Source organism: Sphingomonas sp. CBMAI 2297 (assembly GCF_029870595.1).
In the GTDB taxonomy this organism is placed as follows: Bacteria; Pseudomonadota; Alphaproteobacteria; order Sphingomonadales; family Sphingomonadaceae; genus Sphingomonas.
Genome location: NZ_JAPDIR010000008.1, coordinates 1 through 18,657, shown reverse-complemented (window position 1 = coordinate 18,657; position 18,657 = coordinate 1). Strand labels below are relative to the sequence as shown.

Below are 18,657 nucleotides of genomic sequence, written 5' to 3'. Positions count from 1 at the left end.
TCTCGTCCTGAGACCGGCCAGAAAAGCGATTGGCCCGCCGTGGGAACGGCGGACCAAGGCTTCGGTTGAAAGCGGCCATGATCTTGTCCGTCAACCTTGTCGTCTGATGGAATGATGGCAGGGTCAGCAACCACCGTCCGACCTGTGTGACATGCCGGAGGCGCCGTCCTGGTCCTGCGAATCCCGCATCGCCATTCGATGGCCCTGCATCATCTGGCCGTGCATCTGCTCCTTACCGTGAGCCATGCCCTGCATGTGGGCAGGATCGGGCTGGGCAGGCGCCGGCCTGGCCTTGAGGGTCTCCTCAAGATCGGGCATGCCCGGCGGCATCCCGTCCGCCAGCACCGGTCCGGCACTGACGGCGAGGAAGCCGAGAGCTGCGAGCGAAGCGATCATTGCCGTCTTCTTGCGCAAGTATCCATTCCTTCAAGTCTGGGTTTCTCGTTCGATCGAGCATATGCCCGGTCGATTGTCGCCCCTTCCGGAGCTTGCCCGTGAAATGGTGTCACCTTCCGCCTTGCTGTATACGTAATGTGCGAAGTCCGTCTCTGAGATGGCCATAAATTATCGCACTGGCATCGTTGTTGTGCCGATGTGTAACTATGGTTCGGACTCGAGAGCAGGACAGGTCGGCAACAGTGACTAATCCATGGCGGCCAGCAGACGCTCGAGAGGAATAGTGGCAAAAGTGGTGAAGCTGTCAGCAATGGCATAAGGCAGTACCAGCACCCGATTATGTACCATCGCGCCGCAGCTGTAGGCTACGTTTGGCACATAACCTTCGCGCTCATCCATGTCCGACCGCAAAAGCGGTAGCTTCGTCCGCGCCAGCAGCTTCGAGGGATCGTCACGGTCCAGCAGGCACGCCCCGATGCAATAGTTCCGAACGGCGCCGACTCCATGAGTTACGACCAGCCAGCCTTCGTCGATCTCGATCGGCGATCCGCAATTACCGATCTGGACAAACTCCCAAGGCCAGCGAGGTTCGATGGCTTTCGCTCCGCCACTCCAGTCGTGAATGTCCGCGGACGTCAGGAACCAGATATTTTCGTTATCCTCGCGCCCAAGCATGGCAAAGTGCCCGGCAATGCGTCGGGGGAAAAGCGCCATGCCCTTGCTACCGGTGGCATCCCCACGCAGCGGTCTGAGTTCGAATGTCCGGAAGTCCGGCGTGGACAACAACTCCTGCCGGACGGACTGGCCGCTAAATGCCGTATATGTACCGAAATAGGTGGCTCGGCCATCGTCGTCCAGGAAGCGGACCAAGCGAAGGTCTTCGATGCCACCACGCTGGCTGGGGGTTGTCGGAAAGATCACGATCTCCGAGAGATCGTGGCTGCCATCGCACTTGATCCGAATGCCCGCGTCCGGCCCGTCCTCGCCGGAGATGTTTTCAGTCTCCAGCACGAGCGGCATGGGGCTCGGAGGATTGATTGCTATGGTTCCGTCCGCGGCGCAAAACCCGGTGCGAAAGGTGACGGAGGAGATATGCCCCTCGCCCACGCCTCGCAGGGAAAGAATGAATCGGAGAGAGTTTTCAGGTACAGCAGACTGGTCAGGATGCAGGACGATGCTCGGATTGAAAAGCGCTGCTGCCTCATAGGAATATTCGTTGCAAAAATGGGCACCGATCAAGAGCGCCTGTTCATGGGTGACCTCGCAATCACAGACGATGATGCCATCAACCTCGTGGAACCGCCGCAAAAACAGGGACGGAACCTCACGATGCCTTCCCGAGAAATCATCAAGAATGCGTTGCAACTCATCGTGGAGCGATGCTGGGTCGAGCGCCAGGACGCGGTCGGCGATGCGCTGCGCACGTGGCTGATCCGGTACCGCATATTTATAGGTTTCCGTCGACGGCATATAGGGTCTGATCACTACCCTTGCTGGATTGGGGCGGAGCAATTCGGGTAGCCGGTTGACAAATTCGGCGGTTGACACTGACTTCTCCAATACAGATCGACCGTGGAGCGTTCACGCAATCGTAAAGATGGTGCTCGGCATTACCCGACTATCGGGTGGCGGCACGGAAGGCTCCGGCGATGGCGGGTGCGATGATTTCCGCCGTTGCCGGATACTCGGACTTTGTGCCACGTGCCATGATCGCTGTCCTGGCGTAGTTGTCGGACACACAAGCTGTGACCGGGGGCTCTGGCCTGAACGTGACTATGTGGGGCACGTGCGAAGCGCGCCGCTCAGCTCGACATGTCCGCCATCGTTCGGCAGCTCGCCGCGCATTTCTTGCAGGTGGCCGAGCAACGCGCGATCCGCTGGTCCGCGCTATGGCGTCCGCATTCCTCGGCGCAGCGCTCGCAAGCGTCGGCGCAGGCGCGGCAGACGATGCGGTGCAGGGCAGATTCCCGCAGCATCGAGTTGGCAGTCGCCTGGCACAGTTCCGCACAGTCGTTCAGCATGGCGATCAGCGACGCCGTAGCTGACGCGCCGCCTTGCTTCGTCAGCCAAGCGGCGGTTTCCAGGCACATGCGGTGCGAAGCCACGCAATCGTCGATGCAGTCCGTCATCGACATCGCCATCCCTTCCATTCGATGCTGCTGCGCCGCCGCCGGCGCAGCCAGCGTTCCGGCGGCGGCAAGGCCGGCGCCCGCCATCAGCAATTCGCGTCTCTCGATCATGATGCGCCTTCCATCTGCTATCGCTTGAGCGCTGTGCCGCATCCGGCGGCCTCAGCCGTAGCCGGCGACCCATCCGACGCCGCACGCGCCTTCTCCCGCGCCATCCGGGTTTCCTCCCAGGGCCAGTGGCCGTTGATCTCGACCCCGAGCGAGATGCTCAGGAAGGTCCGCACCAGCACAAGCCCGGCCAGCACGATGAGATCGTCGAGCGTCGGGTTGATCACCAGCGACTTGACGATGTCGCCGGCGACCAGAAATTCCAGGCCGAGCAGGATGCTGCGGCCGAGCGCCGATCGGAACGCGCTATAGGCCTCGGTTCGGTCGCCCGCCCTCGCCCGCCGCGCAAACAGAAAGGTTGCGAGCCCCGCGCCGACCAGGATGGTCAGCGTGCCCGCCAGTTCCAGGCCGATCACCGCAAGCCGGAAGAAGGCGCTCAGCCAGTCGGCCTCAATGGTGATCATACCAGCCTCGCTTGCGGATATTGTTGAAGCTGTCGGTGGCGTGACAGGCATAGCATTGGTCGACGCGCGCTTTCGATCCGGCTGCGCGCTGCGAGACCATGCTGAAATGCTCCATGAAGTGACTGGGCGGCGCCTTGTGGCACTCGGCGCACTGCGTCGAATTGACCGATGGATGGCGGTAATTGGCGATCTTCCAGCTGTCGGTCTTGTGACAGCTCGCGCAGTCGGTGCCGAACAGGCCCTGGTGCGGATCGCGGAACGCATGGCAGCTCGCGCAATTGAGCGCGGTCTCGGGGGTCAGGCTTCGAGTGTTTGTCGACATGCCCGCCGAAGGCTGCCGCCACTTTGCCATGTCGAGCAAGGCGGCGTGATCCATGCGGATGATGCCGCGCTCTCCCTCATGTTCGACGTGGCAGGAGGTGCACTGCGTCGCTTTCGCGTGGAACTGCGTCGACTGCTTCGTCCCGAAATCCGTGCCCGCATGGCAGGTGAGACAGGTCCGGGTTTCGACGCCCTTGCCCGGCGTGTGGCAGGCCGTGCATTGGCCGGCGAAGGACTGGTGGGCGCTCGAGAGCGGGCCGGGCGCTACGAGCTGCGCCACCAGGCCGGCATCCCTCGGCGCGTCCGATCGCATCCGGATCGCGACCGCGGCGACCATCACCAGCAGGGCTGCGATGAAGACGGCATAGGAAAGACGCTGCCAGCTCATAGCCAGCGCAGCCCGTAATAGATCGCCGCGCCGACGTGGAGCGCGAGCAGCGCGAAGATGAGACAGCCCAGCAGGATGTGCAGGAACCGCCATCGCGCGAACAGGGTGTTGGTCGCCTCTTCGGCGCGGATCGCGAATTCGGTATCGGCCAGCGCCGCGGCGATCCCCGCCCTGTTCTGGGGGTGCTGGCCCGCGGGCGCATCCCCGGCGACGAACAGATAGCGCCTCCAGCCCGACAGCGGCGCGGCTGCGGTATCGGCCTGCGCCGGCGCCGCCGGCTCCTCAAGGAAGGCGGCGCGAAGCGAGGCCAGTTCCGACCTGCGTCCGCGCAGCGCCCGACCAAGCTGGGCAAGCAGGTAGCGGCCGATGAAGCCGGTGATGACCGTCATCAGCAGGAGGACGGTCAGAAGCAGTCCGACCGGGCTTTCGAGCTTGTGCGCGGCGTGGACCAGACCCAGGATCGGCGCCAGCACGCCGGCATAGATGTGGATGGCGAGCAGGGTAGGCTTGCTGACGAGCCGGGAGAGCACTTTGTCGACCCAGGCGATGTGCTTGGCCGCGACATAGGGAAGCGTCAGCAGCATCAGCACGAGCGCTGCGATCCCGATGATCCCGCCAGCGAGGCTGCCCGGAAAGCGCGGTGACACATGCACGAGGTAGCCGAACGGGAACAGCAGCAGGAATGCGACCAGCAGGCCGACGGCGATGTCGCTGCGTTCGCGCATCAGGCTTCGACCACGAGCGGCGTGCCCGTGCCCTTCGCCTGGCACGCGAGCACATAGCCCTGCGCCTTGTCGGCGGGCGCGAGGCCGGACTCGACCTCCATCGTTACCTCGCCCTGCAGCAGCTTGACCACGCAGGCGCCGCATGTGCCCGCACGGCAGGCATAGGAGATCTCGACGCCCGCGCCCTCGGCCGCCTCGAGCACGGTCTCGTCCGCGGGCAAGGCCGCCGACACCCCCGACACGGAGAAGGTCACCGTGCTCGGCGCCACCTCGGCGCTCGGGGCCGGCTTATCCGCTGGCGCGGGCGCGGGTTTGACCTCGAGATCCTCGTGGTCGGCCGGCAGCGAGGCCGGACCGAACGCCTCGGTGTGCAGCTGCGCTTCGGGGACGCCAAGTTCCGCCAGCACGCCGCGCATCGCGCCCATCATCGCCGGCGGGCCGCACATATGGATCCGCCGGCTCGCGATCTCCGGCACCGCGGCCAGGATCATCTCGCGGGTGATCGGCCCTTCGGGGCCCATCCAGACGGTGCCGGGCGCGCGCTGCATCGCGGCGACGACATGGAGGTTGGGAAAACGGCGTTCGAGCCGCTCGAGCTCGTCGCGGAACACGAATTCCTCGGTCGACCGTGCGCCGTAGAAGAAGAAGATATCACCCTTCCACGCGGTGTCGGTGAGATAGCGCAGCACCGACATCATCGGGGTGATGCCGACCCCGCCCGCGATCAGCACGATGCTCTGGGCATCCGTTCCCGTGAAGGTGAAGGCGCCGAACGGTCCGCTGACCTTCAGCAGATCGTCGGCGACGACCTTGTCGTGCAGGTATCGCGAGACCACGCCCTGCTCCTCGCGCTTGACCGTCAGTTCGACATAGGCCCGCTGGGTCGGCGAAGAGGCGATCGTGTAGGAACGGCGCGCGGTCTTGCCCGCTTCGGGCTCTACCTCGACCTGCAGGAACTGGCCCGGCAGGAAGTCGAACGGCAGCCGGTCGGCGGTCGGGTCCGCGAGCCGGAAGGTCAGCACGCTCGGCGTCTCTCGCACGATCTGGACCACGCGCAGCTGCCCCGCCCAGCTTTTGGGCTTGCGCAGCGACGCCCCAGCGGGTGCGGCCGCATTGCTCGGCGCGAGCCCGGCGCTGTCGGCAACGGGTGCAGGCGCGGGCGCAACCCTGGTAGCGGGAGGGGCAGCCTTCGGCTCCGGCTTTGCTGGAACCTTGGCGGTGGCGACACCGCCGGCGATCGCCCCGATCCGCCGCAGGCGGAAGATCTGCAGCGCGATAAGCGTGGCGCTCACCAGCCCCAGGAACAGCATGAGAAGGAGGTGCGAGGGCGAGATGCCGAACCAGTGATCGGCATGGCCGGGCGCGGCCTGGTCGATGTCGAGCTGATCGCGCAGCCAGGCAAGCCCGACCTCCCGGGGCGGCTGCAAGCCTCCGATCGCGCCCTGCGCGGCGGTACCGGAGCGGAACAGGTCGGTCCCTTCGCGCATCCGGCGCGCCGCATCGAGCCGGGCCGAGACCGTGGTCGCACGCGCGCCGTCGGCCGAGGCGGCGTTGATCATCGCCAGACCCGTGCTTACCCGTTCGCCGGCCTGCGCAGCGACCCGCTGCCTTGCCGCTTCGTCAAGCGCGGGAAAGGCGAGCAGCTGCGAGATGAAGCCGGTCCGGCGCGATTCGTGGCCGTGCTCATTCTCCCCTTCCCCATTGATCATGCGATCCATCATGGGGTTCATCATCTTCGCCATGTCCGACGACCCCGGCTCTGCCGGTGCGGACATGCCCCCGCCGGCCGGCATGCCTGCGCCATGATGCGCGGCATGATCCTCGCCCTCCTGCGCGCCCGCGCTCGCGGACAGGCTGAGAGCGATTGCGCAGCCGAGGCTCAAGCGTCGAAGGCTGATCCGCCTGGACATCCTCATCCCCTTAGTGTGCGAGCCTACATATCCTTCATCGGCATCGCCGCATTGCCCGGCGCGGGATCGGGTGCCGGCGCGGTCTGGTTGCCGGCCCCGGCGCGCATCGCGTCATGGTCCATCGCCTGACGGTGATGCCGCTCCATCTCGGCCTGGTTGCTCATCGCGTCCATCGGCGCCGCGTCTGCAGCGTTGCCGCTGTCGGTCAGGACCGGGGTGGCGGCGACGCTGTTCGCCGCGGGCGGCACCGTCTGGTCGGCCTGGCGGTCGCAGCCCGAAAGCGCGAGCGCCAGCAACAGGCTTCCGCCGACAAGTGGAAGGGCTTTCTTCGCATGGTCGATCATGGCTTTGCTCCTTGGCTTGAAAACTGTGTCCGGGCGCCATCCCTGGCGTCCGGACCGGCTCATTGCGCGCTGCGCAGAATCCGGAGACACCGGTCGTGCGAGAGGTTCATCGGGTTGCGCCCCTGCCCCTTCATCTCGCCATGATCATGCGGCGTCTGGAGACCCATATTGCCCTCCATCGCCCGGCAACTCTCGACCTGCGCCGAGGTCGGCCGCGTGGTCACACAGGCGCCTAGAAGCAGCGCCGGCGTGAGGACGGCGATCAAACGCATTTTCTTCATGACAAAACCCCTTTCGCTCGTGGTGATCGTTCGTCCTGCGCTGCCTGATGTTTCTTGTTATGCTGCTGGTCTTTCCGCCGCGCCGTCAGGAAGGCGAGGATCGGGCAATCGGAGACCGGCACTTCGCCCGGGCATTCGTCGGCGAGCATCCGCAGCATGTCGCGGATATCCGACAGGCGCTCGAGCCGGGCTTCGGCGTCCGCGATCTTGGCAAGCGTGATATCGAGCACGGCCTGGGCATGCGCGGTGTCCGACGCCCTGAGCGCCAGCAGCTGCCGGGCCTGTTCGAGTGTGAAACCAAGCTCCTGCGCCGAGCGGATGAAATTGACGCGCTCGAGGTCGGTCGCGTCGTAGAGCCTGTAGCCCGCTGCCGTGCGCGCGGGCTCGCGCAGCAGGCCCATCCGCTCATAATAGCGGATCGTATCCCGCCCCACGCCTGCGGCCGCGGCCAGTTCGCCGATCTTGAAATTGCCCATGTCATCCGCTCGATCATGCCGGTTGGACCATGGTCCAGGGTCAAGCGGTTTCGCTTTGACCCCGAACGGTCTCCTCGTCGCCGGCGGCCCGCTGCCCCGACGCGTCGCAGGGCAGCCCGTGCCGCCGGGCCACCGGCTTGTCAGTTCTTGCGAAGCTCGACGATGTCGTGCCTGGCAGGCGTGCCGTCGGCGACGGACACGTGCGCGAAGTGATCGTCAAAGATATGGTCGATCGTCACATGGCCGACGAGCTGGCGGTGATAGGTCGGCGCCACGCCCTTGGACGGACCCGGATGGGTCACGACGCGATAGACCTCGAGCTTCTGGCCGACCTCGGCGCCATCGGCCTTGCCGATGCAGACGACCGTGCCGTTGCTGCCCGTGTCGACGATCGAGCCGCGCATGAACAGGCTGTGCCCGATGCCCTGGGCCATAGCGGGGACGGCAGCAAGCATCGAAATGCCGGCAAGCGCGACCATGAGAGTTTTTCTGACCATATTCACCTCCTTGGATGGTAAGCCACCGCCCGGACTTTGCCGAGGGGAAGAGCGTCTCTTCAGGCTTGGGACTACGGTCCCGGGTCCAGCCTCGATATACGTAGAGGCCGCAGCCGATCTTCTTCCCCGGGCCGGATCTTTATTGACGCGGAGTTGACGGAATCAGCCGTCAGCACTTCAAAATCCGCGCGGCGCGAGACTTTGGTTGGCTGCGCCCGCGAAACCCGCTAGATATCGAGGCCCGTGAAACGCCTGCTCGCCCTCCTGCTCGTCATCGGAGCGCTGTCCGGTCTCTTCGGAGCCCAGATGGCGGCCGCGCACAGCGTGCCGCAGGCGGCAGGCGCGCCGCTGGCCAAGGGCATGGATGCGGACTGCATGGCGATGATGGCCAAGCAGCAGCCTGCGCCCAGCGTAAAGCCCTGCAAGGGCCTGACGCTCGATTGCATCGCCGCGATGGGGTGCGTGATCCCGCTGGTCGCAGCGGACCTGGCAGGCGGCGTTGCGCCTGCGCGTCTCTACGACGCGCCCAGCTTCTGGACGACCGACACGATATTGACCGGCAAGGCGGTTGCGCCCGAGCCGGATCCTCCCACCAGCCTTGCCTGATTGAACGAGCACGGGCTGCGCGCATCGATCGATGCGTGCGCGCCCGGTTTCCTTCTTTTCAGTCAAAGGTTTTCGTGATGATCAAACTGCTTCCGGCCGCCCTTGTGGCGGCCCTCAGTCTCGCCGCGCCTGCGCTTGCAACCGACGCGAGCCGCACGCCGCAAGGCCATTGGGAATGGCGGTCGGCGCCGCAATATGGTCCGCGGGCGACTGGCCCTGCGCGTGTCCGCATATGGGTGCCCGACAGCCGGGACATGGCCAGCTGCGATTGCGCGATGATGCAGGCAAGCGCCGCCGACTGCATGCGCGGCGCAGTCAGGTCGGACAAGGGCTAAACCCGCTCCGGAGCGGCGCGTCACATCTTGGCGCGCCGCCTCTGTCATGAGGGGATGATATCCATGATCATGATGCCGAGGCGCGCTGTGCGACGCCTGTTGCTCTCTATCGGTGCGACGCTTGCGAGCGCCTGGGCCGTGCCGGTGTCGGCCGGCCCGCTCACCTACGAGCAGGCAGTGAGGCTCGCTGCCGCCAACGCGCCAAGCCTCAAGGCGCGCGCGGCGGCGACAGCCGGCGCCCGCTCTTCGGCGGTCGCGGCCGATCGCCTGCCCGATCCGACGCTCGACCTGGGCCTGCAGAACTTCCCGGTGAGCGGCCCCAATGCCGGCAGCTTCACGCGCGACGATTTCACTATGGCGACGATCGGGTTCAGCCAGACCTTCCCCAATCTCGCCAAGCGCCATGCACGCGCCGCGCGCGCCGCGGCCGATATCGGTATCGCCGAGGCGGGCGAGCTGGTCGAAGGCCGCAACGTGCGGCTCGAGACCGCCCTCGCCTGGGTCGATCTCTATTATGGAGAACGCCGGCTCCGGCAGCTCGACCTGCTCGATGCCAGCCTCGACGACCTGCAGAAGACCGTGACCGCACGCCTGGCGTCGGGCAGCGCGCGCCCGAGCCAGGCGCTCGAGCCCGACCAGCTCCGCGCCGCCATCGCCGATCGCCGCGCCGAGATGGCTGCGGTGGTGGCGCAGGCGCGGGCCCGGCTCGCGCGCTATACCGGCGACCCCGACCCGCAGGCGACGGGCGACCCGCCGATGCTCGATGTCGATCCGATCCGGCTGCGGGCCGGGATCGATGCGCTTCCCGCCCTGCGCGCGCAGGACGCGCGGATCGCAGTCGCCGAAGCGGACGTGCGTCTCGCGCGCGCCGACAAGCGCCCCGACTGGAAGGTCGGCGTCACCTATGGCCGGCGCGATCCCATGTACGGCGACATGGCCTCGGTCGGCGTGTCGATCGACCTGCCGCTGTTCGCCGGCAAGCGCCAGAACCCCAGGATCGCTGCAAGCGAGAGCCTTGCGCAAGGGGGTCGGTTCGACCGCGAGGCGATCCGCCGCGAGCTGGTGGCGCAGCTCGACGCCGATCTCGCAGACCATGCCATGCATCTCTCCCGGTTGCGCAATGCCCGCGAGACGCTGGTGCCACTCGCCAGGCACCGCGCCGAGCTCGACCGCGACAGCTATGGCGCCGGCAAGCTCGACCTTGGCGCCGCGCTGCTCACGACGCTCGGGCTCGCGGAGGCCGAGGTCGAGGCGCTCAACCGCGAAGCCGACGTCGCGCGCGACGCGGTCCGCATCACTATCACCTATGGGGAGGAGCGGCCATGACGCTCGATAAATCCGCGCTGCGCTGGGGCGCATCGATCCTGGCTGTCGCGCTGCTGGCCGGCGGCACAGGCTATTGGGCTGGCCATCGCCAGGCACCGCAATCGGAGGCGACCACGCCCGCCGGGGCAGGCAAAGTCCTTTACTGGTACGATCCGATGTTCCCCAACCAGAAGTTCGACAAGCCCGGCAAGTCGCCCTTCATGGATATGCAGCTCGTGCCGCGATACGCGGACGGAGGAAGCGCCGGCGCGGCCCCCACGGTCGCCGTCGATCCCGCCGCGCGGCAGAGCCTGGGATTGCGGGTCGTCGCGGCGAAGATGGGCAGCCTTGCCTCGGCCCTCGAGGTCACCGGCACGATCGACTTCAACCAGCGCGACGTCGCCGTCATCCAGGCGCGTTCGGGCGGGTTCGTGAGCCGCGTCTATGCGCGAGCGCCCGGGGACGTGGTCCGCGCCGGCGCGCCGATCGCGGACCTGCTCCTGCCCGAATGGGGCGGCGCGCAGACCGAATATCTGAGCGTCAGGCGGCTCGGCAAGCCCGACCTCACCGCGGCCGCGCGCCAGCGACTGCGGCTGATGGGCATGTCCGACGGCCTCATCGCCAGCGTCGAGCGGAGCGGACGCCCGAACGGCGTGGTGACGATCACGACGCCGATCTCGGGCACGATCCAGACGCTCGACGCCCGTGCCGGCGTGACGCTCGCGGTGGGCCAGACGCTCGCCCAGGTAAGCGGGCTCGGCACCGTCTGGCTCAATGCCGCGGTGCCCGAAGCGCGCGCGGGCGATGTCCGGGTCGGCCAGAATGCCAGCACCACGCTGGCGGGCTTCCCCGGCGAGCGCTTCGCCGGCCGGGTGATCGCGATCCTGCCGACCACGCAGGCCGACAGCCGCACGCTCACCGTGCGGATCGAGCTGCCCAACCGGGACGGCCGGTTGCGGCCGGGCATGTTCGCCAGCGTCGCGCTTGGCGGCGATGCCAAGCCGGCGCTGCTGGTGCCGAGCGAAGCGGTGATCCGCACGGGCAGGCGCACGCTCGTCATGCTGGCCGCAGGCGACGGGCGCTATCATCCCGCCGAGGTCCGCATCGGCCGCGAGGCAGGCGGCGAGACCGAGATCCTTGCCGGCCTGTCGCCCGGCGAGAACGTCGTCGTCTCGGGGCAGTTCCTGATCGATTCCGAGGCGAGCCTGTCGGGAATCGAGGCGCGGCCGATCGGCGGCGGTGCGGCATCGGCGACCATCGCCGCGCCGGCGTCGAAAGCCACGCTGTACGAGACGACGGGCAAGATCGAGCGGATCACGGCCAATTCGGTGACGCTCAGCCACGAGCCCGTTCCCGCGCTCGACTGGCCGGCGATGACGATGACCTTCGCGCTCGCCAATCCGGGCATCGCGCGCGGCTTCAAGGCGGGTGACCGGGTCCGGTTCGGGTTCGACCGGCCCCCGGCGGGACCGACGCTGCGGCATATGGCGAAGGTGGCGGGCCAGTGATCGCCCATCTCATCCGCTGGTCGGTGAGGAACCGCTTCTTCGTCGTGCTCGGCATGCTCGCGCTGGTCGGCGCGGGCCTGTGGGCGGTGCGCTCGACCCCGATCGACGCGCTGCCCGATCTTTCCGACGTGCAGGTCGTGATCCGCACTTCCTATCCGGGTCAGGCGCCGCAGATCGTCGAGAACCAGATCACCTATCCGCTCACCACCACCATGCTGTCGGTGCCCGGCGCCAAGACGGTGCGCGGCTATAGCTTCTTCGGCGACAGCTTCGTCTATGTGATCTTCGAGGACGGCACCGATCTCTACTGGGCGCGCAGCCGCGTGCTCGAATATCTCAACCAGGTCCAGGGTCGGTTGCCGGCCAGCGCCCGCAGCGCGCTCGGGCCGGACGCGACCGGGGTCGGCTGGGTCTATGAATATGCGCTGGTCGACCGCACCGGCCGGCACGATCTCTCGCAGCTTCGCGGGTTGCAGGACTGGTTCCTGCGCTACGAGCTGAAGACCGTGACCGGCGTGGCCGAAGTCGCCAGCATCGGCGGCATGGTCAAGCAGTACCAGGTGCTGCTCGATCCGGTGAAGCTCGCGGCCTACGGCGTAACCCACTCCCAGGCAGTGCAGGCGATCAGCCAAGCCAATCAGGAAGCCGGCGGCTCGGTGCTGGAAATGGCCGAGGCCGAATATATGGTCCGCGCCTCGGGCTATCTGAAAACGCTCGACGATTTCCGGGCAATCCCGCTCAAGACTGCGGCGGGCGGCGTGCCCGTCCGGCTCGGCGATGTCGCCACGATCCAGGTCGGCCCCGAGATGCGGCGCGGCATCGCCGAACTGAACGGCGAAGGCGAGGTCGCCGGCGGCGTCGTTATTCTTCGGTCAGGCAAGAACGCCCGTGAGACCATCGCGGCGGTCAAGGACAAGCTCGCCGATCTCAGGAAAAGCCTGCCGCCGGGCGTCGAGGTGGTCACGGTCTATGACCGCTCGCAGCTGATCGATCGCGCGGTCGAGAACCTCACCCGCAAGCTGGTCGAGGAGTTCATCGTCGTCGCATTGGTCTGCGCCCTGTTCCTCTGGCACGTCCGCTCGGCGCTGGTCGCGATCCTGACCTTGCCGCTCGGTGTGCTGGCCGCGTTCGTCGTAATGCGGTTCCAGGGGGTGAACGCCAACATCATGTCGCTGGGCGGCATCGCCATCGCCATCGGCGCGATGGTGGATGCGGCGGTCGTCATGATCGAGAACGCCCACAAGAGGATCGAACGCTGGGAGCAGGATCACCCGGACAGACATCTCGATGGCGAGATGCGCTGGATCGTCGTCACCGAGGCGGCGGCCGAGGTCGGGCCGGCGCTGTTCTTCAGCCTGCTGATCATCACGCTGTCGTTCATTCCGGTCTTCACCCTGGAGGCGCAGGAAGGCCGGCTGTTCGCGCCGCTCGCCTTCACCAAGACCTATGCGATGGGCGCGGCCGCGATCCTGTCGGTGACCCTGGTGCCGATCCTGATGGGCTGGCTGATCCGGGGCCGCATTCCGGCCGAGCAGGCCAATCCGGTCAATCGCTGGCTCACCAATATCTACCGGCCCGCGATCGACTGGACGATGAAGCGGCCCAAGGCAGTGCTGCTGATCGCGGCTCTGGTGTTCGCCACCACGGCCTGGCCGCTCAGCCGGCTCGGCGGCGAGTTCATGCCCAATCTCGACGAGGGCGACCTGCTCTACATGCCCTCGGCGCTGCCGGGCCTCTCGGCCGCCAAGGCGAGTGAGCTGCTCCAGCAGACCGACCGCCTGATCAAGACCGTGCCCGAAGTCGAAAGCGTGTTCGGCAAGGCCGGCCGCGCCGAGACCGCGACCGATCCCGCGCCGCTCGAAATGTTCGAGACGACGATCCAATTCAAGCCCCGCGACCAGTGGCGGTCGGGCATGACGCCCGAACGCCTTGTCGACGAGCTCGATCGCCGGGTGAAGCTTCCGGGTCTCGCCAATATCTGGGTGCCGCCGATCCGCAACCGCATCGACATGCTCGCGACGGGCATCAAGAGCCCGATCGGGGTCAAGGTGTCGGGCAGTGACCTCGCCGAGCTCGACCGCATCGCGCATGATGTCGAGACCGTGGCCAGGAGCGTGCCCGGCGTCAGCTCGGCGCTCGCCGAGCGGCTGACCGGCGGACGCTATGTCGATGTCGACATAGACCGCGCCGCCGCCGCGCGGTTCGGGCTCAACATCGCCGACGTCCAGGCCATCGTCTCCGGCGCGATCGGCGGCGAGACGATCGGCGAGACGGTCGAGGGCCTCGCCCGCTATCCGATCAGCGTGCGCTATCCGCGCGAATTGCGCGACAGCCTCGAAAGGCTGCGGGCGCTACCGATCCTGACGCCCGCGGGCCAGCAGATCACCTTGGGCACCGTGGCAAACGTCTCGATCGCCGAGGGACCGCCGATGCTCAAGACCGAGAATGCCCGGCCTTCGACCTGGGTCTACGTCGATGTGCGCGGGCGCGATCTTGCCTCGGTGGTCGGCGATCTGCAGCGTGCGGTGGCGAAACAGGTCAGGCTCTCGCCTGGGGTCAGCATCGCTTACTCTGGCCAGTTCGAATATCTCGAGCGCGCGGTCGACCGCTTGAAGCTGGTCGTGCCCGCGACGCTGCTGATCATCTTCGTGCTGCTCTACCTCATCTTCGGCCGCTTCGACGAGGCGGCGCTGATCATGGGGACGCTGCCGTTTGCGCTGACCGGCGGCATCTGGACGCTTTATCTGCTGGGGTTCAACCAGTCGATCGCCACCGGGGTCGGGTTCATCGCGCTCGCCGGCGTCTCCGCCGAGTTCGGGGTGGTGATGCTGATCTATCTCAAGAACGCGCTGGCCGAGCGCGGCGCACATCCGGACGCTGCCGAGGTCGAGGCCGCCGTGCGCGAAGGCGCGCTGCTGCGCGTCCGTCCCAAGGCGATGACGGTGGCGGTGATCCTGGCCGGCCTGCTGCCGATCCTGCTGGGATCAGGCGCGGGTTCGGAGGTCATGAGCCGGATTGCCGCGCCGATGATCGGCGGCATGCTGACCGCGCCCTTGCTCTCAATGTTCGTCCTGCCCGCCGCCTACCTGCTGTTGCGCCGGCCCAAGACCGATCCCATCCCTCAACCCGTTTCATCATGAAGGAGAAGACGATGAACCATGCACGACTGACCATTGCCCTCGGCCTCGCCGCCCTGACTGCCGCGTGCGGCAAGAAGGCGGAGGCCCCCGTTGCGACTGAGACCAACGAGGCGGCGCCCGCCGCGACCATGAGCGGCGACATGGGCAACATGTCGATGGCGCCTGACGCGAACGCCGCGATCAAGGCCAAGGGCCATGGCACCGTCACCGCGATCGACAAGGCGGCAGGCACGATCACGCTCGATCATGGTCCGATCCCGGAGGCCAAGTGGCCCGCGATGACGATGGCGTTCAAGGCCGCGCCGTCGATCACCGATGCGGTCAAGGTCGGCGACAAGGTCGATTTCGACCTCTCGCTCAAGGGCAGCGATGGCGAGGTCACCGCGATCGCAAAGCAGTGATCCGCTAAGTTCGACCAAAAGAAGCTGGTTGCGGCGCCGCTCCCGGGCGGCGACGCCCGTGCCGGCCGTCTGCCTGGCTGTGCGCCCGGTCGACGGTTGCGACCGGCAACGCCCAATGCCAGCGGCGTTTCCCTGCGCGATCACCGACAATTTGAGCACGCTTCGCGGATCGCACATTGAACGTGCAAGCCGCCCTTGCTCGCGATAGCCTGAACGGCAAGGAGCCCAGTTTAGATGACCCAGCCAGTATGACCTTGTTACCCGCGACACATCATGATCTCGTGAGCGAGCTTGTCCGTCGTTGGCGAGACGATCCCGGCGCCACCTATCGCTCCTGGTTTCTGTGGGACGAACGGCTGAAAAACTTCCGCTCCATCCGTCGCGGGCTGCAGCAGGTGGTCGCAGAAATCGAAAGTGGGCGGTTCGGCGTCGCCTATCGCGGCTCGTCACTGGAAACGGTTGTCCACTCGATCGCCGAACAGCGGCAGATCTTCAAGGGCGCCGACCATGCCTGGCTGTGGAAGCCCAAGCTGCGCATTCCAGACATCTACGAAAGCCCGGACAACCAGCGGGCGTTCGGTCGCCTGCTCGACAATTGCTCGTGCTGCGATACCGCCGAGGAGATCATCAGCCACATCCGCAGCATAGACGCGCTCAAGATCAAGGGGCTGGGGCCGGCGGCGGCCAACCTGCTCTATTTCCTTCACCCGACGCTGGTGCCGCCCTTCAATACCGCGATCGTCAAGGGCTACAATGCCGTCACCGGCGCCAAGGTGAAGCTCGGGTCATGGGATCATTTTCTCGCCATGCGCGCCGGCATCCTCGACCTCAACGACCGTTACCGCGAGTTGCTCTCCAACGATCTCGGCGCGATCGGCGGACTGTTGTTCGACATTGGCTCGGGCCGCTATCCCGCGCCACCGCTGGAGGATGACGCAACGGCGGCCGACGACTGGCTCGGCAGATTGGAACATGCCAGAGCGGAGGCAAGCCGGCTCGACAAGACAGCCGCCGCGCAGGGCGAAACCGATCGCACGCACGCCGAAATCCAGGCCTGGCTGCGCGACCTCGGCCATGCCCTCGGTTACGATGTGTGGATCGCCGCCAATGACCGCGGTCGACTTCACGCTGGCTGCCCGCTTGGACAGGGATGCCTCGAGCGCCTTCCAGACGCCATTGCGACCTCTCCCGGAGCGGACTCGATCCGCCTCATCGACGTGTTGTGGCTGGCGAAGGGTGGCGACGGCGTCGCCGCCGCGTTCGAGGTTGAACATTCGACCTCGATCTACTCGGGGATCGTGCGCATGCTCGATCTGGCGCTGTCGGGGAGCGATCTGCACGCTGCCGCCGGGCTATTCCTGGTCGCACCGAATGCGCGCGAGCAGGACGTTCGCGCGCAACTCCGTCGCCCGGCTTTCAGCCGTATTGCCGATCTCGACTTCGCCTATCTGCCCTATGGCGAGCTGGAGAGAAACAGGGACGCGATCGCTCGTTTTGGAACGGGATTGAAGGCCATCAAGGCGATCTCAAGCCCCCTTCCCTGAAAGGGGGCGTTTGCGGGAGGGGGCGGAATCCTACGCCAAGCTCGCCCAGATAGCCGGCGCGAGATCTTACTTGTTGCTGCCTTCTACGGTCGCGCCAGAAAGGCGACGGCTCAGTTCTATCCGGCGATGGCTACGCATTTTGAAGGTGTCTGGCCCAACGCGCCGATACTCAATGAAGCCGAGAGAACGCCAAAATCGCTCTGCCGCTTCATTCGCTTCCAGCACGGCCAACCGAATCTCTGTGGCACCTCTCGCAGCGGCCCAGCTTTCGACCGTCGAGTAAATTGAGCGTCCGACGCCACGACCACGCTGTGCGGCATCTACGATCATGAAGCCGAGATACCATGTGCCATCACGCGGATAATCGCGGAGGATGGCCGCGATTGCATATAGGCCGCCAGGCCCCTTCCATCCCAGGACAGCTTGATTGTGGGCGCTCTTTTCGGGCGGCACATCGGAGAAAAGCTCGCGAGCATCGTCCAGCGTGGGCGCGGCCCCGTCCTGCAACAGGAAATAGTCGCTGCAACGGTTGTACAGGTCTGCAACGTCTGCGGCGTCCGCTTGGGTAAGTTTGATCGGGGCTCCCGTCATCATCATCGCGTTTTGGCAGCAAGCACGCGCTGACCGTAATCCCGGAGTTCCCCGTTGGGACCGACATAGCGGTAGAGAGTGACGCGCTCGATCCCGAGTTCCTTGCAGAGGTCGGAAACGGACGTGTCGCGTTGGGCCATAGCAGCCTGAGCGAGCCGCACCTGGGCCTTGGAGAGGGCGAACTTGCGGCCACCCTTGCGTCCCCGCGCGCGGGCAGCGGCCAGGCCAGCCATGGTGCGCTCGCGGATCATATCCCGCTCAAACTCCGCCAGTGTGGCAAAAATGCCGAACACCATCCGGCCCGATGGCGTCGTGGTGTCGATCTGCGCGCCCTTGCCGGTGAGCACCCGCAGACCGATACCGCGATCCGACAGATTCTGCACCGTGCTGACCAGGTGGGTGAGCGTTCGGCCGAGCCGGTCGAGCTTCCAAACGATGAGGACATCGCCGTCGCGCAACGATTTCAGGCAGGCGGCAAGACCGGGGCGATCATCACGGCTACCGGATGCACGATCATCATAGATATTGCCTGGCTCGACACCGGCAGCGCGAAGGGCATCGTGCTGCAGGTCGAGCGACTGCGAGCCGTCGGCTTTGGACACGCGGGCGTAGCCGATCAGCATGGATCACAAACGAAGGTTTGAGGCGGTGACGAACATGAGCACATAAGATTGGGCTATTGTGTATCTTAACCAGCATCTCAATCAAGCTATCTCAAACCGTAGCTCGGAAAGAATAAGGAGCATGTATGCCGCGTCGCGTGACCCTGACCGATCGACAGCGCGAGGCGCTGCTTCACTTGCCGGTCGATCAAGGTGAGCTGCTGCGGCACTATACCCTCAGCGATGAGGATCTCGGGCATATCCGCCAGCGCCGGCGCGCCCACAATCGTTTTGGCTTCGCGCTGCAACTGTGCGTCCTGCGCTACCCGGGCCGGGTGCTCGCTCCTGGCGAGTTGATCCCGGCGCAGGTATCGGATTTCATCGCGGCCCAGCTCGGCCTGACCAGCGACGATCTACTCCTCTATGCCGCGCGCGAGGAGACCCGGCACGAGCATCTGGCGGACCTTCGCCGAATCTACGGCTATCGCTCCTTTTCGGGGCGGGGCGCACGGGATTTGCGCGAATGGATCGCTCGGGAAGCCGAGGCGGCGACATCGAATGAGGATCTTGCCCGTCGCTTCGTTGC

20 protein-coding genes are annotated in these 18,657 nt (G+C 66.1%); 7 read left to right on the top strand and 13 right to left on the bottom strand.

The features are described from left to right. Window positions 1-123 precede the first annotated feature (123 nt). From OMP43_RS12485 to OMP43_RS12435, 11 genes are all read right to left on the bottom strand, one after another. Complete coding sequence (locus tag OMP43_RS12485; protein WP_007406388.1) at window positions 124-414, bottom strand: hypothetical protein; 291 nt, start codon at window positions 412-414, stop codon at window positions 124-126. A gap of 228 nt (window positions 415-642) precedes the next feature. Further along, window positions 643-1,866, bottom strand: coding sequence for a glycoside hydrolase family 130 protein (locus OMP43_RS12480; RefSeq protein WP_016743863.1), 1,224 nt, complete (start codon window positions 1,864-1,866; stop codon window positions 643-645). A gap of 332 nt (window positions 1,867-2,198) precedes the next feature. After that, window positions 2,199-2,639, bottom strand: a complete 441-nt coding sequence (locus tag OMP43_RS12475; protein WP_025549148.1) for a four-helix bundle copper-binding protein — start codon at window positions 2,637-2,639, stop codon at window positions 2,199-2,201. 14 nt (window positions 2,640-2,653) lie between these two features. After that, window positions 2,654-3,097, bottom strand: coding sequence for a DUF1622 domain-containing protein (locus OMP43_RS12470; protein ID WP_004212663.1), 444 nt, complete (start codon window positions 3,095-3,097; stop codon window positions 2,654-2,656). Further along, window positions 3,084-3,806, bottom strand: coding sequence for a hypothetical protein (locus tag OMP43_RS12465; RefSeq protein ID WP_025549149.1), 723 nt, complete (start codon window positions 3,804-3,806; stop codon window positions 3,084-3,086). Before OMP43_RS12465 ends, OMP43_RS12470 begins: the two co-directional genes overlap by 14 nt. Beyond that, window positions 3,803-4,531 carry a hypothetical protein gene (locus tag OMP43_RS12460; RefSeq protein ID WP_009824015.1) on the bottom strand — a complete coding sequence of 243 codons (729 nt, stop codon included), beginning with the start codon at window positions 4,529-4,531 and terminating at the stop codon, window positions 3,803-3,805. The genes OMP43_RS12465 and OMP43_RS12460 overlap by 4 nt, the downstream gene beginning before the upstream one ends. Further along, entirely contained in the window at window positions 4,531-6,441 is a 1,911-nt protein-coding gene (locus tag OMP43_RS12455) for a 2Fe-2S iron-sulfur cluster-binding protein (protein ID WP_280280033.1), read from the bottom strand. The genes OMP43_RS12460 and OMP43_RS12455 overlap by 1 nt, the downstream gene beginning before the upstream one ends. A gap of 23 nt (window positions 6,442-6,464) precedes the next feature. Beyond that, on the bottom strand, window positions 6,465-6,785 hold the full coding sequence (locus tag OMP43_RS12450) for a hypothetical protein (RefSeq protein ID WP_007406382.1): 321 nt from the start codon (window positions 6,783-6,785) through the stop codon (window positions 6,465-6,467). 59 nt (window positions 6,786-6,844) lie between these two features. After that, a complete protein-coding gene (locus tag OMP43_RS12445; RefSeq protein WP_007406426.1) occupies window positions 6,845-7,066 on the bottom strand; it encodes a hypothetical protein in 222 nt (73 codons plus the stop codon). Further along, window positions 7,063-7,542: a heavy metal-responsive transcriptional regulator gene (locus OMP43_RS12440; protein WP_007406417.1), complete on the bottom strand. Its 480-nt coding sequence runs from the start codon at window positions 7,540-7,542 to the stop codon at window positions 7,063-7,065. The genes OMP43_RS12445 and OMP43_RS12440 overlap by 4 nt, the downstream gene beginning before the upstream one ends. Window positions 7,543-7,682: 140 nt before the next feature. Continuing rightward, window positions 7,683-8,039, bottom strand: a complete 357-nt coding sequence (locus OMP43_RS12435) for a hypothetical protein (RefSeq protein ID WP_004212653.1) — start codon at window positions 8,037-8,039, stop codon at window positions 7,683-7,685. A gap of 243 nt (window positions 8,040-8,282) precedes the next feature. On the opposite strand from OMP43_RS12435, the gene OMP43_RS12430 reads away from it, so the two are divergent. From OMP43_RS12430 to OMP43_RS12405, 6 genes are all read left to right on the top strand, one after another. After that, window positions 8,283-8,645 (top strand): hypothetical protein, encoded by a 363-nt coding sequence (locus OMP43_RS12430; protein WP_280280032.1) that lies wholly within the window; start codon window positions 8,283-8,285, stop codon window positions 8,643-8,645. A 398-nt stretch (window positions 8,646-9,043) separates the two neighbouring features. Then, window positions 9,044-10,306 carry a TolC family protein gene (locus OMP43_RS12425; RefSeq protein WP_013039107.1) on the top strand — a complete coding sequence of 421 codons (1,263 nt, stop codon included), beginning with the start codon at window positions 9,044-9,046 and terminating at the stop codon, window positions 10,304-10,306. Then, window positions 10,303-11,793 carry an efflux RND transporter periplasmic adaptor subunit gene (locus OMP43_RS12420; RefSeq protein WP_280280031.1) on the top strand — a complete coding sequence of 497 codons (1,491 nt, stop codon included), beginning with the start codon at window positions 10,303-10,305 and terminating at the stop codon, window positions 11,791-11,793. Before OMP43_RS12425 ends, OMP43_RS12420 begins: the two co-directional genes overlap by 4 nt. Beyond that, complete coding sequence (locus OMP43_RS12415; protein WP_280280030.1) at window positions 11,790-14,933, top strand: efflux RND transporter permease subunit; 3,144 nt, start codon at window positions 11,790-11,792, stop codon at window positions 14,931-14,933. The genes OMP43_RS12420 and OMP43_RS12415 overlap by 4 nt, the downstream gene beginning before the upstream one ends. Window positions 14,934-14,944: 11 nt before the next feature. After that, window positions 14,945-15,334, top strand: a complete 390-nt coding sequence (locus OMP43_RS12410; protein WP_007683329.1) for a copper-binding protein — start codon at window positions 14,945-14,947, stop codon at window positions 15,332-15,334. Window positions 15,335-15,582: 248 nt separating this feature from the next. Beyond that, entirely contained in the window at window positions 15,583-16,878 is a 1,296-nt protein-coding gene (locus OMP43_RS12405) for a hypothetical protein (RefSeq protein WP_013039108.1), read from the top strand. 66 nt (window positions 16,879-16,944) lie between these two features. Here OMP43_RS12405 and OMP43_RS12400 read toward each other — a convergent pair whose 3' ends face one another. Together OMP43_RS12400 and OMP43_RS12395 are read right to left on the bottom strand one after the other, a co-directional pair. Next, window positions 16,945-17,469: a GNAT family N-acetyltransferase gene (locus OMP43_RS12400; RefSeq protein ID WP_011607966.1), complete on the bottom strand. Its 525-nt coding sequence runs from the start codon at window positions 17,467-17,469 to the stop codon at window positions 16,945-16,947. Window positions 17,470-17,471: 2 nt separating this feature from the next. Continuing rightward, window positions 17,472-18,092: a recombinase family protein gene (locus OMP43_RS12395; protein WP_008832583.1), complete on the bottom strand. Its 621-nt coding sequence runs from the start codon at window positions 18,090-18,092 to the stop codon at window positions 17,472-17,474. 125 nt (window positions 18,093-18,217) lie between these two features. Here OMP43_RS12395 and OMP43_RS12390 point away from each other — a divergent pair. Next, window positions 18,218-18,657 (top strand): DUF4158 domain-containing protein (locus OMP43_RS12390; RefSeq protein WP_280280029.1); only part of this gene is annotated, 440 nt, incomplete at its 3' end.

What these genes read in the sequence shown, in the direction of transcription:
- OMP43_RS12480 (WP_016743863.1), bottom strand. Translation starts at nt 1,866, where the DNA reads ATGCCGTCGACGGAAACCTATAAATATGCGGTACCGGATCAGCCACGT.
- OMP43_RS12470 (WP_004212663.1), bottom strand. Translation starts at nt 3,097, where the DNA reads ATGATCACCATTGAGGCCGACTGGCTGAGCGCCTTCTTCCGGCTTGCG.
- OMP43_RS12465 (WP_025549149.1), bottom strand. Translation starts at nt 3,806, where the DNA reads ATGAGCTGGCAGCGTCTTTCCTATGCCGTCTTCATCGCAGCCCTGCTG.
- OMP43_RS12460 (WP_009824015.1), bottom strand. Translation starts at nt 4,531, where the DNA reads ATGCGCGAACGCAGCGACATCGCCGTCGGCCTGCTGGTCGCATTCCTG.
- OMP43_RS12455 (WP_280280033.1), bottom strand. Translation starts at nt 6,441, where the DNA reads ATGTCCAGGCGGATCAGCCTTCGACGCTTGAGCCTCGGCTGCGCAATC.
- OMP43_RS12450 (WP_007406382.1), bottom strand. Translation starts at nt 6,785, where the DNA reads ATGATCGACCATGCGAAGAAAGCCCTTCCACTTGTCGGCGGAAGCCTG.
- OMP43_RS12445 (WP_007406426.1), bottom strand. Translation starts at nt 7,066, where the DNA reads ATGAAGAAAATGCGTTTGATCGCCGTCCTCACGCCGGCGCTGCTTCTA.
- OMP43_RS12440 (WP_007406417.1), bottom strand. Translation starts at nt 7,542, where the DNA reads ATGGGCAATTTCAAGATCGGCGAACTGGCCGCGGCCGCAGGCGTGGGG.
- OMP43_RS12435 (WP_004212653.1), bottom strand. Translation starts at nt 8,039, where the DNA reads ATGGTCAGAAAAACTCTCATGGTCGCGCTTGCCGGCATTTCGATGCTT.
- OMP43_RS12425 (WP_013039107.1), top strand. Translation starts at nt 9,044, where the DNA reads ATGATCATGATGCCGAGGCGCGCTGTGCGACGCCTGTTGCTCTCTATC.
- OMP43_RS12420 (WP_280280031.1), top strand. Translation starts at nt 10,303, where the DNA reads ATGACGCTCGATAAATCCGCGCTGCGCTGGGGCGCATCGATCCTGGCT.
- OMP43_RS12410 (WP_007683329.1), top strand. Translation starts at nt 14,945, where the DNA reads ATGAACCATGCACGACTGACCATTGCCCTCGGCCTCGCCGCCCTGACT.
- OMP43_RS12405 (WP_013039108.1), top strand. Translation starts at nt 15,583, where the DNA reads ATGACCTTGTTACCCGCGACACATCATGATCTCGTGAGCGAGCTTGTC.
- OMP43_RS12400 (WP_011607966.1), bottom strand. Translation starts at nt 17,469, where the DNA reads ATGACGGGAGCCCCGATCAAACTTACCCAAGCGGACGCCGCAGACGTT.
- OMP43_RS12395 (WP_008832583.1), bottom strand. Translation starts at nt 18,092, where the DNA reads ATGCTGATCGGCTACGCCCGCGTGTCCAAAGCCGACGGCTCGCAGTCG.